At 37.9% G+C, this 16,904-nt stretch carries 13 protein-coding genes; 3 read left to right on the forward strand and 10 right to left on the reverse strand.

Annotated elements, in window-relative coordinates; translation table 11 throughout:
* Window positions 1-256 precede the first annotated feature (256 nt).
* From E0W68_RS11065 to E0W68_RS11105, 9 genes are all read right to left on the reverse strand, one after another.
* The gene (locus E0W68_RS11065) at window positions 257-6,190 is read right to left on the reverse strand and encodes an Ig-like domain-containing protein (protein WP_162845831.1); all 5,934 of its coding nucleotides are present in this window, start codon (window positions 6,188-6,190) and stop codon (window positions 257-259) included.
* Window positions 6,191-6,616: 426 nt separating this feature from the next.
* Entirely contained in the window at window positions 6,617-7,429 is an 813-nt protein-coding gene (locus E0W68_RS11070) for an enoyl-ACP reductase FabI (protein ID WP_135219497.1), read from the reverse strand.
* A 53-nt stretch (window positions 7,430-7,482) separates the two neighbouring features.
* A complete protein-coding gene (gene recN / locus E0W68_RS11075) occupies window positions 7,483-9,135 on the reverse strand; it encodes a DNA repair protein RecN (RefSeq protein WP_135219498.1) in 1,653 nt (550 codons plus the stop codon).
* 12 nt (window positions 9,136-9,147) lie between these two features.
* Entirely contained in the window at window positions 9,148-10,032 is an 885-nt protein-coding gene (gene porD, locus E0W68_RS11080; protein WP_135219499.1) for a type IX secretion system protein PorD, read from the reverse strand.
* The gene (gene coaBC / locus E0W68_RS11085) at window positions 10,025-11,236 is read right to left on the reverse strand and encodes a bifunctional phosphopantothenoylcysteine decarboxylase/phosphopantothenate--cysteine ligase CoaBC (RefSeq protein WP_135219500.1); all 1,212 of its coding nucleotides are present in this window, start codon (window positions 11,234-11,236) and stop codon (window positions 10,025-10,027) included. Before coaBC ends, porD begins: the two co-directional genes overlap by 8 nt.
* Before the next feature lie 8 nt (window positions 11,237-11,244).
* Window positions 11,245-11,559: a DNA-directed RNA polymerase subunit omega gene (locus E0W68_RS11090; protein WP_135219501.1), complete on the reverse strand. Its 315-nt coding sequence runs from the start codon at window positions 11,557-11,559 to the stop codon at window positions 11,245-11,247.
* A 12-nt stretch (window positions 11,560-11,571) separates the two neighbouring features.
* Window positions 11,572-12,378, reverse strand: coding sequence for an outer membrane protein assembly factor BamD (locus E0W68_RS11095; protein WP_135219502.1), 807 nt, complete (start codon window positions 12,376-12,378; stop codon window positions 11,572-11,574).
* Window positions 12,379-12,565: 187 nt separating this feature from the next.
* Entirely contained in the window at window positions 12,566-13,444 is an 879-nt protein-coding gene (gene dapA / locus E0W68_RS11100; RefSeq protein ID WP_135219503.1) for a 4-hydroxy-tetrahydrodipicolinate synthase, read from the reverse strand.
* 2 nt (window positions 13,445-13,446) lie between these two features.
* A complete protein-coding gene (locus tag E0W68_RS11105; RefSeq protein ID WP_135219504.1) occupies window positions 13,447-13,956 on the reverse strand; it encodes a DUF6913 domain-containing protein in 510 nt (169 codons plus the stop codon).
* A gap of 81 nt (window positions 13,957-14,037) precedes the next feature.
* On the opposite strand from E0W68_RS11105, the gene E0W68_RS11110 reads away from it, so the two are divergent.
* The 3 genes from E0W68_RS11110 (at window position 14,038) to E0W68_RS11120 (ending at window position 16,274) form a co-directional block, all read left to right on the forward strand.
* A complete protein-coding gene (locus E0W68_RS11110) occupies window positions 14,038-14,793 on the forward strand; it encodes a 5'-nucleotidase C-terminal domain-containing protein (RefSeq protein WP_135219505.1) in 756 nt (251 codons plus the stop codon).
* Window positions 14,794-14,801: 8 nt separating this feature from the next.
* A complete protein-coding gene (locus tag E0W68_RS11115; protein WP_135219506.1) occupies window positions 14,802-15,716 on the forward strand; it encodes a bifunctional metallophosphatase/5'-nucleotidase in 915 nt (304 codons plus the stop codon).
* A 90-nt stretch (window positions 15,717-15,806) separates the two neighbouring features.
* Window positions 15,807-16,274, forward strand: coding sequence for a hypothetical protein (locus E0W68_RS11120; RefSeq protein WP_135219507.1), 468 nt, complete (start codon window positions 15,807-15,809; stop codon window positions 16,272-16,274).
* Here the strand turns inward: E0W68_RS11120 and E0W68_RS11125 are convergent.
* Window positions 16,271-16,735, reverse strand: coding sequence for a hypothetical protein (locus E0W68_RS11125; RefSeq protein WP_135219508.1), 465 nt, complete (start codon window positions 16,733-16,735; stop codon window positions 16,271-16,273). The genes E0W68_RS11120 and E0W68_RS11125 overlap by 4 nt on opposite strands.
* Window positions 16,736-16,904: the final 169 nt, after the last annotated feature.

Here is a 16,904-nt window from a genome sequence, read left to right on the forward strand (position 1 = left end):
TTATAAGCAATATAAATAATAATTTAATTAATTTAACTTTTTGTTATACTATTTATTTTTTGAATGAAAAATGTTTAAAAACAACATTTATGTTAAATAAATATTAATTATTAAACACTTTATGGTTAACTATTTTTCAGAATGATTTGATTTCATAAATGATATTGAAAGCATAAAAAAAGCCTTCGGATAATTCCGAAGGCTTTTTGAAGAATGAAAGGTATTATCACTTCATTATATCATAAGCAATATCAAATTACTGCTTTTTAACTACTTTAATAGTTTTTACAACATCTCCTGCTGTTACCGTAATAATATATGTACCGTCAGAAAGGACAGACATATCTAATTTCACATCGGTAGTATTTGGTGTATTAGCCATTACTTGCTGACCAAGTAAGTTATACACAGCTACAGAAGTGATTTCTTTGTCATAAGATATGTTAAGTACATCCTGAACAGGGTTAGGATAGTAAGAGAATGCTTTGATGTCGAAATCATTACGTCCCAGTACTACACCTACAGTCACAGCAAGAACAGTGTTACCTTCACAACCATTTATTGTTTGGGTTGCATAGTATGTAGCACCGTCTGTAAGTTGTGTATCTGCGGTAAGCGGATTTTCTCCTGCAAGTGCATCTTCTTCCGAAGCATACCAAGTAACTACAGCGCCATCTTCGGCGGTTACTTCAATATCCTCTATAGTAGCATCAGCAAGGTTTTCTACAGTTATAGTTTGGTTAGCCTCACCTGTTGGTGCAGCAACCACACTTATAGTTACCGCTACTGCCGCTCTTGCAATACTTTCGCAGCCATCAACAGTTTGCGATGCATAATATGTACCAGTCACAAGGGCAGTATCGTCTGTAAGAGCAGTACCTCCTGTTTCATCAGCATACCATTGGATATTATCTCCGTTAGCTACTAAATCTGCAACTGTACCTGCATTACATATTGCTACATCAGCGTCATCTACTGTTGGTGCAGCCACTACATTTATAGCTACCGTTACCGCTGTTCTTACAGTGCTTTCGCAACCATCAACAGTTTGCGATGCATAGTATGTAGCATCTGCAAGAGCTGTATCGTCTGTAAGAGCAGTACCTCCTGTTTCATCAGCATACCATTGGATGTTATCTCCGTTAGCTACTAAGTCTGCAACTGTACCTGCGTTACATAGTGTTACATCAGTATTATCTACTGTTGGTGCAGCAACTACATTTATGGTCACCGTTACCGCTGTTCTTGCAGTGCTTTCGCAATCATCAACAGTTTGCGATGCATAATATGTACCATCTACAAGAACTGTATCTTCTGTAAGAGCAGTACCTCCTGTTTCATCAGCATACCATTGAATGTTATCTCCGTTAGCTACTAAGTCTGCAACAGTACCTGCGTTACATATTGTTACATCAGTATTATCTACTGTTGGTGCAGCAACCACAACCCCAGGGTTTATTGTTATCTCATCTACCGAAGTACAACCTGAAGAATTCATGATTGTAAGGGTATATACACCCGGCGTCACATCAAAGAAAGCAGATGAAGGCTGGAAATCTATTCCGTTTATACTGTATGTAAAATCATCATCAATAGGCTCTACCACATCAATTATACCTGTAGTTTGACCACAGCCTGGCTGTGTTACTGCCAAGACAGGCACGGCAGGTACCGGCGGAGCAGGGTTAACAGTTTCAGTTTCTAAAGCAACTGTACAATCGTTATCCTCATTTTTAACTATAGGGTTATAATCGCCCGGAGTAAGACTAAGGAACTCCGGAGATGCCTGGAAGTTTACACCACCATCAATACTGTACACAAAATTATCAGCTATAGGAGCTGTAAATGTAATTGAACCTGTTGTTTCGTCACAACCCGGGTGTACTACAGTTACTGCAGGAGTTTCCATAGTGTATATGGTAACGTTAAGTGCTGTTCTTGTAATGCTCTCACAACCGTCAACAGTTTGCGATGCATAGTATGTACCTTCTGTAACGGCTGTATCGCCTGCAAGAGGTTCGCCACCTGTTGCATCGGCATACCACTGTAGGCCCTCTCCGTTAGCCATAAGTTCAGCAAAGGTAATACCATTGCAAAGTGTTATATCAGTATTATCTACTGTTGGTGCAGTAACAACACTTATAGTTACATCTACAGTTGCAGATACCGAACATCCTGCATCATTAGTAACTGTAGCAGTATAAGTGGCAGCGGCATCAGGCATAATGTATACCGTAGCCAGGCTCTCTCCGTTGTATGGAACTGTAGCCTCAGCATCTGTATACAATCCTTCCATAGGCGACCATTCAACCTCATTTTCCAAGTTAAACGTAAATACAACATTTGGTCTTTTTGATGAAGAGCCAATTGCATGTAGCCCTCCGGCAAGGTTTCCTGCAAGAGCTATTGCATCATAAGTATCAACACCTGCCGGTGCCATACCATCCCTTGTATGATAGTACACACTCACAAAGTCTGTAGTAGTGGTTCTCGTTCTTGTACCGGTACCGTTTCCTGAATTACCTTGGTTGTGGATAACTTCAACTATTATATCACTTCCGTCCCAAATATAAGGAGTTGTCAGGTTAAAAGCTACAAGACCGGTAGTGCCCGATGTTGGTGTATAACTGGCATTATATACCGTAGTTAAAGTGCTTACAGGAGCAAATCCGCCTGCCATATCAACATTTGATGTTGCACCGATTCTTATTTTCATATCATTAAGCGTATTTGCAACAGATGCAGCAAAATCAAAAGATAAAGAAGTGATTTCAGCACCCGGAATCATACCTTGAGCCTCAAGTTCACTCGCTGTAAACATCATTTGGGTTTTGTGCCCGCCAAACCATGCGCTAAACGGATTAGGGTGTTCTGTAGTAGAAGGTGCCGTTGTACCGGTACCTAAAACAGCATCTTCTATTATTTGTCCTCCGTTTACGGTTAATGCTTCTATACCTCCTTCACATACTGCAACAGTGGCAGGATTAAATGAAACACCTGCAGGAAGCGCATTAACTGTTACAGTAACTGTACCTACCGCAACACAACCTGAAACAGCATCGGTAGCTGTAACGGTATAAGTTGTAGTTTCGGCAGGAGTTACTGTTTGTGTAGCACCATCAAGGTTGCCCGGCATCCAGTTATAAGTATAGTCAGTATTATCACTTGATACAGAAATTTCAGTATCTTCTCCCGCACATATTGTAACCGCATCGGTTACTGTAATTTCAGGTGCATCGGTTACAGTTGCTGTAACAGCAACTCTTGGTGATGGGCATCCCTCCTGATTTATTTTTATATTAAGCCTCTTGTTAGTTAGTGTTCCTGTTGTAGTACTACCTCCAAAGTTTGTGGTAAAAATAGATGTATTATCAGTAGTTTGAGTATAATATGTCTGTGCATTATTAGTGCTGTTTGCTCCACTGTGTCTTACCTCTATTATAAGGTTAGAAACACCATCCCACTCATAAGGTGTCGCAAAGGTAATTTGCTGCCATCCTGATGCAGTGTGCGTATAGGTTTGAGGTCCATATACCGTAGTAAATGCAGGAGTAAGGAAAGTTGTGTTAGCAAAATTACTGTCTGTAGTACTTGCTATTTTAACAATAAAGTTAGCATTTGTAGCTGCATCGCCCAAAGTAGCAATATTGTATGCTATAGAGTTTATTTCTCCCGCTACAAGACCTGCAGCAGTTAGCTCATCAGCAGTATAAATTGTCTGACTCCAATAGCTTGTCCAGCGGTTACAAAACGCGGTAGGTTGTTCTATAGCGCCTGTAAGTGTAGTAGCAGTACCTATTACTGCGTTAATAACAGGAAATTCATTTGCCGAAGCATAATATGTAGTAGTAGCATCAATGGTAGGTGTGGTAAAAGTAGTACCTGTAGCCAAAACATCTCCTCCCACAGGAGCATCATACCAACTTATAAATCCTCCGTCTTCTGTTGTTGCAGCAAGTTCTGCTTCTCCTAAACCGCATACTGTGCCGGGAGTTGTAGTAAGTAATTCTGCATAATCACATAATGTAGTAAATGTACCTGCAACAGTCCATTCACTAAAACTGCTTCCGCAAACGGTTCTTACAAAAACAAAATAATCTGTAGATGGTGTAAGTCCGGCAACACCTGCTGTAAGCGCTGTAGTAGCAGTACCCGCAATTACAGGAACTTCATTAACATCAGACACAATATACTCATAACCTGTAGGTGTTCCTGTAGAAGGAGCTTCCCAAGCTATAGTTGCAGTGTTTTTGGTTATATTCGTAGTAGCCATTAACGCAGGTACATCACATTCAGGTATCTCTTCTACTAAAATATTACCTATATGAAAATCATAGTCAGGAGTATCATTAACAGGTCCGTCTGTAGCCTGGAATGCTATCTGTATAGTTTGCCCTATATAATCTGTTAGTAATAACTCATACTCTGTAAGTACGTTAGTAAGATCTACAGTATTGCCAGCATTAAATGTATATATAGGTGTCCATACAGCACCACATCCGTCTGTAGATACCATGACATTTACGGCATCATCCGTGTCCTGCATTCTTTCAGGGTCAACCGAACTATTATTAAAAGCGGTTATAGCAGCATCAAAAATAAGTCTTGAGTTGGCTGTTATTTCCATTTTAGGGCTTATAATCCATGCATTTGTATTATCAAAGTATAAATTAACTTTTGCGGTAGTAGCTCCGAGAGCCGTAGAGTTGGTCCAAGCAGAGGAAGTTCCGGAAGGATTAGACGATGAAGGAACAGTTCCGCTTGCAGCACTTATAGCTGCTTCATACCATCCCGGTACGGCAGTATCAAGGTTTGCCCCTGTAAAACCTGTAAAATTATTAGCAGTAGGCAAACTTGCAGTAGCAGGCTGTAATGTTGTTACGGTTGCAGCATTTGTATCTGATGTGGTATTAATATACACATCATACGGCCCTGAACCACATCTGTTATACTCATATACTTTTACATAATATGGAGTATTACAGCTAAGACCGGTAACAGTTACCGAAGTACCTGTACCGTCATAAACTATCTGCTGCCCTGCATTTGCATATAATGCAGCCGCAGTATAGGCAGGTATTCCATTTTCTGAAACAGGATCAGTAATGGGTGAAGAACTGAAAATTACCAAACGTCTTCCGCCATTACCATTTGTCCAGCTTATAGGTGCTGTTGTTAAACTCGGAGTTGCAGTTAGTGCTGTAACTTGAGTAGTAGGAGTTGTTTGGTTATCAATAGTTACTGCATCAGCATACACTGTTTCAGAACTATTAGCACAAGTAACTTTTAATCTGTATTGTATAGTAGTACCATCAAAAGCAGGTGGCGTATAGCTTAAAGTAGTAGCCCCTGTACCCGCTGCAACATCTGTCCAGTCAGTACCATTTAATGACTGTTCCCATTGGTACGATATACCGGGATAGACAGGAGTTGTACCTGTTACAGCTATTGCCGAAGGTGTACTTCCGGAACATATATAACGCACTAAATTACCTGTTACAGTACCTGCTACCGGCGTGCCCGAACATGGTGCAGGCGGTGTAAAGGTAAACTTTAGTCCTGACGAAGGAGCCACCGTAGCAGTGAATGATATATTAGATGAGTTCGATGTTCCGGCAGTGGTAGCGCTCCAATCGGTTGAAGACGTCCTGTTATTTATAGAAGCAGGAAAGTTGCTGTTTGCACCTTTAAGCCCTACCTGTGCACTATAGGATGAAGAAATTGTATTAACACCATAGCTATATGTAATAGTATTAGATGTTTCAGTCAGAATAATCTGAAAATTGATATTTGCTGTTGTAGCAAGGTAACGCTTATATCCTTTCCACTGTACTATAAGTTGCCTGTTTGGGGCAGTACCTGTAGTTAAGTAAGAGATTTCAGAACCGTCTTGACCAATTAAATCTGTTCCCATACCGCTTAAAGCGTTAGAAACAGAAGTAGTTGTTGAAGATAAAGGTGTAGTAGCTCCTCCTATCTCAAAAGAGCCTGTACCTAACTTTATCCAACCATTGGTATTTACAGCAAACTTATCATAAGTTGTGCCGTTATACTCAAAATTAAATCCAATAGGAAAACCAGTATTTGTAATAGGTGCAGTTTGCGCTGTTGTACTATTATTAAAAACCTGATCATCATTGGCAGTGGTACCTAAAACAGTACCTCCTGAAATCTCAGTATATGTATCCATACTCTGAGTAAACTCATACAACGAAACTGATTGAGCATGAGCGTTGCCTATACTCAGAAGAAAAATCAATAATAAATAACCAGCATAAAGCCGGAAATTAAATTTCCTTCTTATCAACCTCGAAGATGTTGATAAAGTAACTTTTTTCATAACATTAAATAATTAAATTATATTAGTTAATAAAAATATAACTTTTAACAATAATATCACACAAACATAAATGTTTTGTGATATTTTTACAATTTAATCATTATTTTGTTATAAATTAACAAATACATATTCTTAAATTTATTAAAAAAATACGATAATTATAATAATTTAAGACTATTACTATAAACAAGACTCAAAAGATAATAAAACACTGTATAACAATAACATAAAAGAGGTTCAATTGAACCTCTTTTATGTTGTACAGTTAAAAATTAACTATTGTTGTGATAACCTTTCCATAACCTCTGTACTAACACCTGTGGAGGAATATCCGCCATCATGGAAAAGATTTTGCATTGTTACCATTCTTGTCAGATCAGAGAACAGTGTTATACAATAATCTGCACACGACTCCGCATCTGCATTACCAAGCGGCGCTATAGAATCGGCAAAATCATAAAAATCGCCAAAACCTTTTATGCCTGTGCCTGCGGTAGTTTTAGTTGGCGACTGCGATACTGTATTAATACGCACTTTTTTCTCTACACCATAGTGGTAACCAAAGCTACGCGCTATAGATTCGAGCATTGCTTTAATATCAGCCATATCAGTATAAAAAGGATAGGTGCGCTGTGCTGCCATATAGGTCAAGGCTACTACGCTGCCGCCTTCATTAAGAGCATCCATTTTTTTAGCTACACTCAGCATTTTGTGTAATGATAAAGCCGAAACATCGATACCTTTCATAAAATAATCGTAGTTCGACTCTGTATATGGTATGTTTTTACGTATGTTAACACTCATTCCTATTGAGTGCAATATAAAATCTATTTTACCGCCCAGTATTTCCTGAGCCTGAGTATAAAGGTTGGTAAGCTCTTCAACATTCGTGGCATCGGCAGGTATAATTTCCGAACCCGTTTTTTCGGCAAGTACTTTTATCTCTCCCATTCGCATAGCAATAGGGGCATTAGTAAGTACAAATGTTGCTCCTTGCTCATGAGCTTTTTCGGCAACTTTCCACGCAATCGAGTTTTGGTCAAGAGCACCTGTTATAATTCCTCTTTTACCTTTTAGTAAATTATGCATATCATTTTAATTTGCTGGTTATATACAAAAACAAATATATATTATTTTTTCGTTTAATTAAGCAATGCTTTAGCATGATTGAGTGCCGAATCAGTTATATCTTTACCCGAAAGCATTTCGGCTATTTCCCTTATACGCTCATCCTTAGACAATAACTTTAGTTCAGATACTGTGTTTTCGCCCTGCGTTATTTTAAACACTTTATAATGGTGGTCGCCTTTGGCAGCTATTTGTGGCAGGTGTGTTATGGCAAATACCTGCATGCCCCTGCTCATAGCCTTCATAATATCGCCCATTTTATTAGAAATCTCTCCCGAAACTCCTGTGTCAATTTCATCAAATATAATAGTGGGCAGTTTAGAATACTCAGCAAGTACCGCTTTTACCGAAAGCATTATTCGCGACATCTCTCCGCCTGATGCTACTTTTTTAAGTAAACCAAAATCAGTACCCTTATTAGCCGAAAACAATAAACTCATAGTATCTTTACCTGTGGCATAATAGGAATCGGTATGGGTTACTTTAAACTGAAAACGTGCATTGGGCATACCCAACTGCGAAAGCATTGTTGTTATCTTTTCGGTAAGTACGGGTATTGTTGTTTTTCGTTTTTCAGATAATTCAGATGCTGCTTCATCAATAACTGTCTTGGCATCATCAATTTCTTTTTCAAGCTTTTCAATAGCAGTTTCCAACTCGTCAGACTGTAATACTTTCCCTTCCAAGTCATTTTGTATCGTTATCAGCTCCTCAACAGTTGCCACGTTATGTTTCTTTTGCAATGTATAAATAAGCTGCAATTTCTGGTTTATCAATGCTAACCGCGCAGGGTCGTCAACCAATAGTTCAAAATTTTGCGAAAGCTCCGCAGTAACATCATCAAGTTCTATAACCAAACTGGATATACGTTCAAAAAAGGAATTATATTCCTGCGAAATAGTACTTACTTTTTGCAAAGCTGTTTTTATTTCTTTCAGGGTTTGTAAAGCTCCTGCCTGTTCCTCATTAGTGAGTGTAATTGCTTTTGCCAACGACTCTTTTATAAACTCTACATTACTCAGCTTTTCCAGTTCGCTTTCCAATTCTTCCTGTTCGCCTGCTTTCAGTTTGGCATCAAGAAGTTCCTGTAACAAAAAGGTATTATAATCCTGCTCTTTAGCCAAATCAGCTTTTTGTCCCTTTGCTTTAGTAAGTTGGGATTGTAATGATTTGAATGCCGAAAGCTGCTTTTTGTAAGTAGCTATCAAATCGGCATTGCCGGCTATGGCATCTACTATTTGCATTTGATATTGCTCATCCGAAAGCTCTCGGGTTTGCTGCTGCGAGTGGATATCAATAAGATAATTACCCAGTTGCTGAAGTTCCTGCAAATTTACAGGGCTGTCATTTACAAATGCGCGTGATTTACCTGATGGCAGTATTTCGCGCCTGATTATTGTTACAGCCTCATAGTCAAGATCATTTTGTAAAAAAAAGTCTTTTAAATTATAATTGCTTACTTTAAAATGTGCCTCTACTACACATTTCTTCTCTTTATCTTTAAGCGAAGTAAGGTCGGCTCTATTACCGAGTACTAAACCAAGCGCACCTAACAGTATAGATTTTCCCGCTCCGGTCTCTCCCGTAATTATAGAGAGCCTATCGGAAAAATCAATATGCAATTGCTCTATAAGAGCGAAGTTTTTAATTTGTAATGTTTGCAACATAGCACAAATGTACTATTTAATAGTACTCCATTTAGAAGAATTCATAGGAGATATTTTATTAAGCCTATCTACCAATCCTGATATCGTAATCATAGGACCGCCTGAAAAAACAGATACTATTTCGTCTGATTTAGCATCGAAAAAAATACGGGTAAGAAAAGCATTAGGACGCACTTTATTTACCTCTTCCAATATTTTCAGAGCTTCAGCAACTTTCTCTTTTCCTTCTTTAGGGTTATCTGCCATGATATCAAGTGCTAACCTGTGATAATTATATAAAGCTTCTCTGTAAGGAGTAAATGTATTGGAAAGTATGTCGTTTACCAAAAAGAAACGGTTTTGATTACCGTCCTGCTGACTCCAGCCTTTATATCCTCCGCCTTGCGCAAGGCTCACCATATTTTGTGCTGCCTGATAATAAGGTGTACCGCTGTTTAACTCAAAAGAATCGGCATCCATACCTATTATAATATTTGCATAATAAGCCATGAGTGCTACAAGATTAGAGTCGTAACTGTTAGGATTGTATATAAGGTTTTCATTTTCCAGATACCTGAAACTTATTTCTTTATCATTATAATTAAGAATGGGTGATGGGTAAGTCGAGTTATATACCGGTCTGGATGACTGCACCTGCATGGTAGCACTAAAGTTATTAGAATCGTATGCTGAAATATTAATAAAAATAGAGCACTCTATACGTTCGCCCCTGTCAAAGTTTTTGCTTGTCCACCGGGTATTGTTTACAAACTCGTTAAGGGATGTTTCGAGCGTTCGGAATATTTGAGTGTTAGCATCAGTTATCCTGTCGGCATTTACCGTCACAGTACAATTAAGCTCCTGCCCTTTTACTGAAAAAGACAACAGTACCAACAACGTCGCAAACCATTTATACATTATAGTGATTTTTTATTTTAGTAATAATATCCTTAGCAACTTCTTCTTTTGTTTTAAGTTCAAGCGGTTCAATAGTAAAATGCTTGTCAATAAAGGTAACTTTATTAGTTGGCTTTCCAAACCCCGCCCCTTCATCATTAAGTGAATTTAAAACAATCAAATCTAAGTTTTTTTTCTGTATTTTTAGCTTTGCATGCTCTATTTCATTTTCTGTTTCCAGAGCAAAACCTATTAAAAACTGTTTTGTTTTCTTTTCACCGAGCGAAAACAATATATCTTTCGTCTTCTCTAATGGTATAGAAAAGTCGGTCTCTGATTTTTTTATCTTCTGTTCAGCCACTGTTTTGGGTCTGTAATCAGCCACCGCAGCAGCAGCAATCATAACATCAACATCTTCAAAATAATTATGACACGCATCATACATTTCCTGTGCAGATGTAACCCTGATAGTTTTAATACTATCATGCTTAATCTGCAAATGGGTAGGACCGCTTACTAAAACTACCTCAGCACCTTCATGGGCAGCAGCAAGTGCTATATCATAACCCATTTTACCTGATGAATGATTACCTATAAAACGTACAGGGTCTATGGCTTCGTATGTAGGGCCTGCAGTAATTAATATTTTTTTTCCGCGAAGGGGTAATTTCGATTCGATATCCTTTTCCAGAAAAGTAATAATATTTTCAGGTTCAGCCATGCGCCCTTCGCCCGAAAGCCCGCTTGCCAACTCACCGGATTCGGCAGGTATCATAGTATTGCCATAGCTTTGCAGCGTACTGAAAGCTGCAACAGTAGATGGATGGCGGTACATATCGAGATCCATAGCCGGAGCGAAATATACCGGGCATTTTGCCGATAAATAAGTAGCTATTAATAAATTATCAGAATTGCCGGATACCATTTTAGAGAGGGTATTGGCTGTGGCGGGGGCTATTATAAATACATCTGCCCATAATGCCAGTTCTACATGGTTGTTCCAAACTGCGTTTTCATCTTCTTCATTATAAAAAGATGAATGCACAGGATTTTTGGATAATGTAGATAAAGTGAGAGGAGTAACAAAATCTTTAGAGGCAGGCGTCATGATAACCTGTACCTGTGCGCCTGCCTTAATAAAAAGTCTTACCAGCGATGCTGTTTTATAAGCGGCAATACCCCCGGAAACACCAAGAAGAACTTTTTTTCCGCTTAAAACTGACATGTGCTGTATTATTTAGATTCCCTGTAGGAAATTTTTTCTTCAAGCCATTCTTCCACTGCCAAAGCGTGTGGCTTTGGTAATTTTTCATAAAACTTAGATACTTCTATCTGTTCTTTATTTTCGAATATTTCTTCAAGACTATCGTTGTATGTTGCAAATTCTTCAAGCTTTTCTATAAGCTCTTTTTTAATTTCGCCATTTATCTGGTTAGCCCTCTTTGCTATAATAGTAATAGCTTCATATATATTGCCTGTAGGCTCTTCTATTCTATTCTTATCATAGGTAATAGTATTTACCGGCGCATGAGCTTTCTTTAAATCCATATTGACTTATTATTATTTTGAAAATTGTTGTAATTCCGTATTTATCTTTTCCATCATGTTGTCTGCCTGCCCTTTATACTTGGTATCAGCTTTAAACTTCAATAATGCATTATAATTTGCTTTTGCAGCTTCAAGACGTGCCGATTTTTTAGCATCCACGCTATTTATGGCAAGCCTGTATGAGGCATCAAATTTATAAAAAAGCGCATCCTCTTTGTATATAGTACCCGGATGGTCTAGTATAAAATTGTCAAGTGCTTTTATAGCAGCATTAAAATCGCCGAAATACTCGGCTGTGTAATTATATTGTTTAGCAATTTCAAAAGCTTTCTTTTCCAGCTTTTCGTTTAGCTCTTTAACCAGTTGGTTTGCCTCCGGCATAAACTGTGAGTTAGGAAACCTGTCAATAAATGCCTGTAACTTATCTAACGCTTTGTAGGTATCCACCTGATCAAGCGAATATCTCGGTGATAACTGGTAATAACTTTTAGCCCCCGTAAAAGAAGCCTCTTCCAATTTTTCACTTCTTGGATAATTTGCCGTAAAATATTCAAACTGATACCCTGCCGTATAATATGTTTTTACATTATATAATGACATAGCATACATATAAAACAATTTTTCTGCCTGAGGTTTCCCTCTGTATGAAGGAGTTATCTGGTTGAATAATCGAATGGCTTTTGCATATTTTTGTTCATCATACATTTTTTCCGCAACATCATACTTCACCTTAATATCGTCTGATTTAAGGGCTTTCTGGTATTGACTGCAGGAAGATACTGCGATTGCAAGAAGTATAATATATAGGTATTTCGCCATTTCAGGTTTTAAGTTTATGTACAGCTATAGCTAATTTAAAAGCAACTGCAAATTTAGTTAATAATTAGAGAATACAAAATCTTTTTTTGCAACACGGAAAAACATATATAAAGATGCATTTCGGGCACTCTCTTAAACTCTTATTGTATGGAATTTATTGTATGAAATACTATTAAAAACAATACTATTACTGCGTGCGCTTTACAAAAGCATCAAGACGAGAGGCTAAATCCTCACTAACATTTACCAAGGGCAGCCTTACCACATCTTCGCACAAACCAAGCGATTTAAATACTGACTTGATGCCGGCAGGATTGCCCTGCTCAAAAATCATATCGATAGCGTCGGCAAGCAGGTAGTGTAGTTTATAAGCTTCATCAGCTTTCTTTTCAAGTCCTAAACGAACCATATCCGAGAATTGCTTTGGGAAACCCTCCCCTATTACTGATATTACCCCTGCACCTCCGGCAAGTACCATCGGCAAAGTAATCATATCGTCACCCGATATAACAAGGAAATCTTTAGGAGCGTGTTGTATCAGTTTCATCGCCTGTACTATATCGCCTGCGGCTTCTTTTATAGCCACTATATTTTCAAAATCGTTAGCAAGACGCACTACTGTAGCAGGCAGCATATTGCTTGCGGTTCTGCCCGGTACATTATACAAAATTACAGGTAGCGGAGATGCCTCAGCTACTGCTTTAAAGTGCTGATAGATACCTTCCTGCGTTGGCTTATTATAAAAAGGCGATACCGAAAGTACGGCTGTAAAAGCCGAAAGATCGCGGGTTTTTAACTCCTGAGCAACCTCATACGTATTATTACCACCTACACCAAGCACTAAAGGCAATCTGCCTGCATTAGCCGCTATAATGGTAGATATAACCAATTCTTTTTCCTCCTTACTCAGTGTGGCTGATTCGGCAGTAGTACCCAGTACCACAAGGTAGTCAATACCATTATCTGTCTGAAAGTTTACAATTTTTTTAAGGGCATCGGTATCAACCGAAAAATCTTTTTTAAATGGTGTTATCAGTGCTACGCCTGTACCCGTAATTGCCTGCATGGTTATACTTTATTTAGGATTTTTAAATATTTGAACAATTCACTTATAAAAACTTCGTGTTTTTGCGGATCGGTATTTATAGTAAAATCATTTAGGCTGTTACCCATAACCGGGAAACCTACTTTAAACTTAGCTTTCGATTTTAGTGTAGCGAGCATCAAAGGCAGACTTTCTTCATCATAATAACTGATAAGCATATCAAATCGCCTGTATATAAATGCGGTGGTTTCTTCTTTTTTAAAACTTCCGTTCGCATTTATATCCCCAAGCGTATAGCAACCTGCTACCGCTTCCTTGCTGTTTAAACGCTCTCTAAAGCTCAGTACTTCAATATTCTTTTCGGCTATGCCCTGTTTTACCAACTCTTGTACAATAGCATCTCTATACTTAAAATGCTTCTCGTCTGTAAGCAATCCTACAATAGCTACAGCATCGGGCATTGCGCCCTGTTGATATTTGGCTAAAGATTTCTTAATGATTTTTTTTAAGCCAAAGTTTTTAATAAACTTCAAAAACATCGTAATTTTACTAATTCAATACAAAACTACTCCAAATAAGTGTCATCACAAATCATTAATTCAAAAAAGAATAACATGGCAAAGTATATGTTTGTGTTATTTTTAATGCTTTCGGGCATAATTTCCTGCGGACCCAAAAACTTTTATAACTCCGAAATTGACGGAAAAAAGATACCTGTTAGTAACGAGTACACCGCAGATACCGAAATTGAAGACTTTATAGCTCCTTACAGAGACCATATTAATAACGATTTAGACAGTACGCTGGCGTGGGCTCCGGTAACTTTTGACAAGAGTAAGGGCAAATGGCAAACCAATATTGGCAACCTTATGGCCGATGTTACTTTTGAAAAAGCGGATAAGATTTTTTATATGCGCGAAAAAAAGCATGTTGATGTTTGCCTGCTCAATCATGGCGGAATACGCGCTACAATACCACAAGGAAAAGTAACCACCCGAACGGCTTATGAAATAATGCCTTTTGAGAACAGCCTTATTATTATGGCACTAAAAGGCGAACAAATACATGACATAGCCACCTATATGGCTATTGGCAAAAAACCGCACCCGGTGGCGGGCATGGAGATTGTATTGGACAATAATAACTCCGTTAAGGAAGTAACAGTAAAGGGCAAGCCTGTAGATAACAACAAAATATATTATGTAGCCACGTCCGATTACCTCTCAAACGGAGGTGACAATATGATGTTTTTTAAGAAAGCTACAGCACAATATGATATGGACTATAAGTTGCGAAACTTATACATAGATTATTTTAAAGAAACAGATACCCTACCCGTTAACAATACCGAGCGTATAATAATACAATAAGCACCGTTATGAAAAGAAGAGATTTTATACAGAAAACGGCAGCCGGCTCGGCACTGGTACTGGGCGGACTGTCATTAAGCAGCTTTACTGACACACCTGAAAATGCTAAGCGCATAACGATACTGCATACTAACGACACGCACAGCCACATAGACCCACTGGCAGCCGACGACCCTAAAAACCCTAACATGGGTGGCGCAGCACGCAGGGCTACGCTGGTAGAGGCAATACGCAGGGAAAACCCAAATACATTACTGCTCGATGCCGGCGACATATTTCAGGGTACACCCTACTTTAACTACTACGGTGGCGAGTTGGAATTCAGGGTTATGAGTATGATGAAGTATGACCTTGCTACACTGGGCAATCATGACTTTGATAACGGTGTTAATGGATTCTATAAGCAATTACCCCACGCTAAGTTCGACTTTGTATCGGCTAATTACGATTTTAAAAACTCTATACTTGACGGTATCATAAAGCCATATAAAATATTTACGGTAGATGGTATTAAAATAGGCATTTTCGGTTTGGGCATACAACTGGAAGGGCTGGTTGACCCTAAATTGTATAAAGAAGTACTCTATAACGACCCTATAGGCATAGCCCAGGATATGAGCCGTATTCTTAAAGAGGATGAACATTGCGACTTGGTACTATGCCTGTCGCACCTTGGGTTTGCATATGATAACGAAGATAAAGTTTCTGACCTTGCGCTGGCAAGCGCTACTAAAAATATCGACCTTATTATTGGCGGGCATACCCATACCTTCCTGTCTAAACCTTATATAGCTAAAAATCTTGACGGTAATGATGTACTGGTAAACCAAGTGGGCTGCTACGGCATTAACCTTGGGCAAATAGATTTTTATTTTGAAAAAGGTAAAAAAACAGCACAAGGCAGAACTATAAATGTAGGGTAAGCCCATTAGTCGAAAGTTTATAAAGTTGTAAAGTCGTAAAGTTGATTATGCGTATATTTTATATATTTACAGTTATTATGGCAACTGAAAATGAAACATTACTTTAAGTACAACAACGGCTATATAAATATTGACGAGGAAAACCTGTATCTTACCAACTCAGGCAACTGGCAGGAAACGAAAGAGCTGATTGAAAAAGGCAAGATTTCACAACAACATAATCTCAAAAGAATTTCGGAAAAACAAAATTATTGGTTTACTTTCTATCTGGCATTTATGTCTTTTTTTGTGTTTTCCACTGAAACTAAAGTATGGCTTCCCATAGCTATTATAACAGGATTACTATTATTTATGTTATTCAATTATTTCAAACGTGATTTTGGTTTTCAATACAAAATACCTTTAGCAAAAATTGATGGTATTGTGCCTTATGAAAGTAATGGTATAAAAATCAGTTTCAGGAATGCTGGCAACGAAGCGGATTTTGAAATTATAAACGGTATTGAAGAAAAAGGTATTACGTTTTTGATGAAATTAAAAATCTTTGAACAAAATTAAATAAGACCTAAAGACTGTAACAAATCTAATATATGCTTTGCCTTTAGTTCATTGACCAAATTATGCTGAGTTTCATCTTCTATTTGATATGTAGATGTCAAAATAGTTTGGTATCCCCATACATTGGCTACGTGGTAAACAGCATGCACCGTTTCACCTCTTGTTCTTGTAGTACATAATATAATATCACACTTATAATTCTTTGCTAAATCCGTTAATCTATCTTGTAGATGAGTATTAGGATCTCCTTGACTTTCCACACCAATTATTACTCCATTTATTTCCACTACGACTCTAATATCGTCTATAGCGTGAACCTTCATAGGTATAGGGAAAATTGGATTGTATGACGGATAAGTCCTCAATAACAGATTTGCGAATGCTCTTAGGGTATTGCTCTTACCTTTAGCCCCTGCATTCCAAACTGCCAAGATGGTTTTATTTTTATTATTAGTATCCATATTTAATACTATTGATTTTAAGGTTGATAATTAAACTCCTGTTATAAGATATCAAAGTAAAACCTATTAATCTTAAAATAAATACCCATTAATGGGTATTTTATAAAGTATAGTTTTTCGTGTTTTCCCAAAAAAACCACTATTTTAGCTATCCAATAGAAATGCTACC

The organism is Flavobacterium salilacus subsp. salilacus, assembly GCF_004634195.1.
GTDB lineage: Bacteria > Bacteroidota > Bacteroidia > Flavobacteriales > Flavobacteriaceae > Flavobacterium > Flavobacterium salilacus.

What these genes read in the sequence shown, in the direction of transcription:
- dapA (WP_135219503.1), bottom strand. Translation starts at nt 13,444, where the DNA reads ATGCAGGCAATTACGGGTACAGGCGTAGCACTGATAACACCATTTAAA.
- E0W68_RS11090 (WP_135219501.1), bottom strand. Translation starts at nt 11,559, where the DNA reads ATGGATTTAAAGAAAGCTCATGCGCCGGTAAATACTATTACCTATGAT.
- E0W68_RS11115 (WP_135219506.1), top strand. Translation starts at nt 14,802, where the DNA reads ATGAAAAGAAGAGATTTTATACAGAAAACGGCAGCCGGCTCGGCACTG.
- E0W68_RS11125 (WP_135219508.1), bottom strand. Translation starts at nt 16,735, where the DNA reads ATGGATACTAATAATAAAAATAAAACCATCTTGGCAGTTTGGAATGCA.
- E0W68_RS11065 (WP_162845831.1), bottom strand. Translation starts at nt 6,190, where the DNA reads ATGGATACATATACTGAGATTTCAGGAGGTACTGTTTTAGGTACCACT.
- E0W68_RS11110 (WP_135219505.1), top strand. Translation starts at nt 14,038, where the DNA reads ATGGCAAAGTATATGTTTGTGTTATTTTTAATGCTTTCGGGCATAATT.
- porD (WP_135219499.1), bottom strand. Translation starts at nt 10,032, where the DNA reads ATGTATAAATGGTTTGCGACGTTGTTGGTACTGTTGTCTTTTTCAGTA.
- E0W68_RS11095 (WP_135219502.1), bottom strand. Translation starts at nt 12,378, where the DNA reads ATGGCGAAATACCTATATATTATACTTCTTGCAATCGCAGTATCTTCC.
- E0W68_RS11070 (WP_135219497.1), bottom strand. Translation starts at nt 7,429, where the DNA reads ATGCATAATTTACTAAAAGGTAAAAGAGGAATTATAACAGGTGCTCTT.
- recN (WP_135219498.1), bottom strand. Translation starts at nt 9,135, where the DNA reads ATGTTGCAAACATTACAAATTAAAAACTTCGCTCTTATAGAGCAATTG.
- coaBC (WP_135219500.1), bottom strand. Translation starts at nt 11,236, where the DNA reads ATGTCAGTTTTAAGCGGAAAAAAAGTTCTTCTTGGTGTTTCCGGGGGT.
- E0W68_RS11120 (WP_135219507.1), top strand. Translation starts at nt 15,807, where the DNA reads ATGAAACATTACTTTAAGTACAACAACGGCTATATAAATATTGACGAG.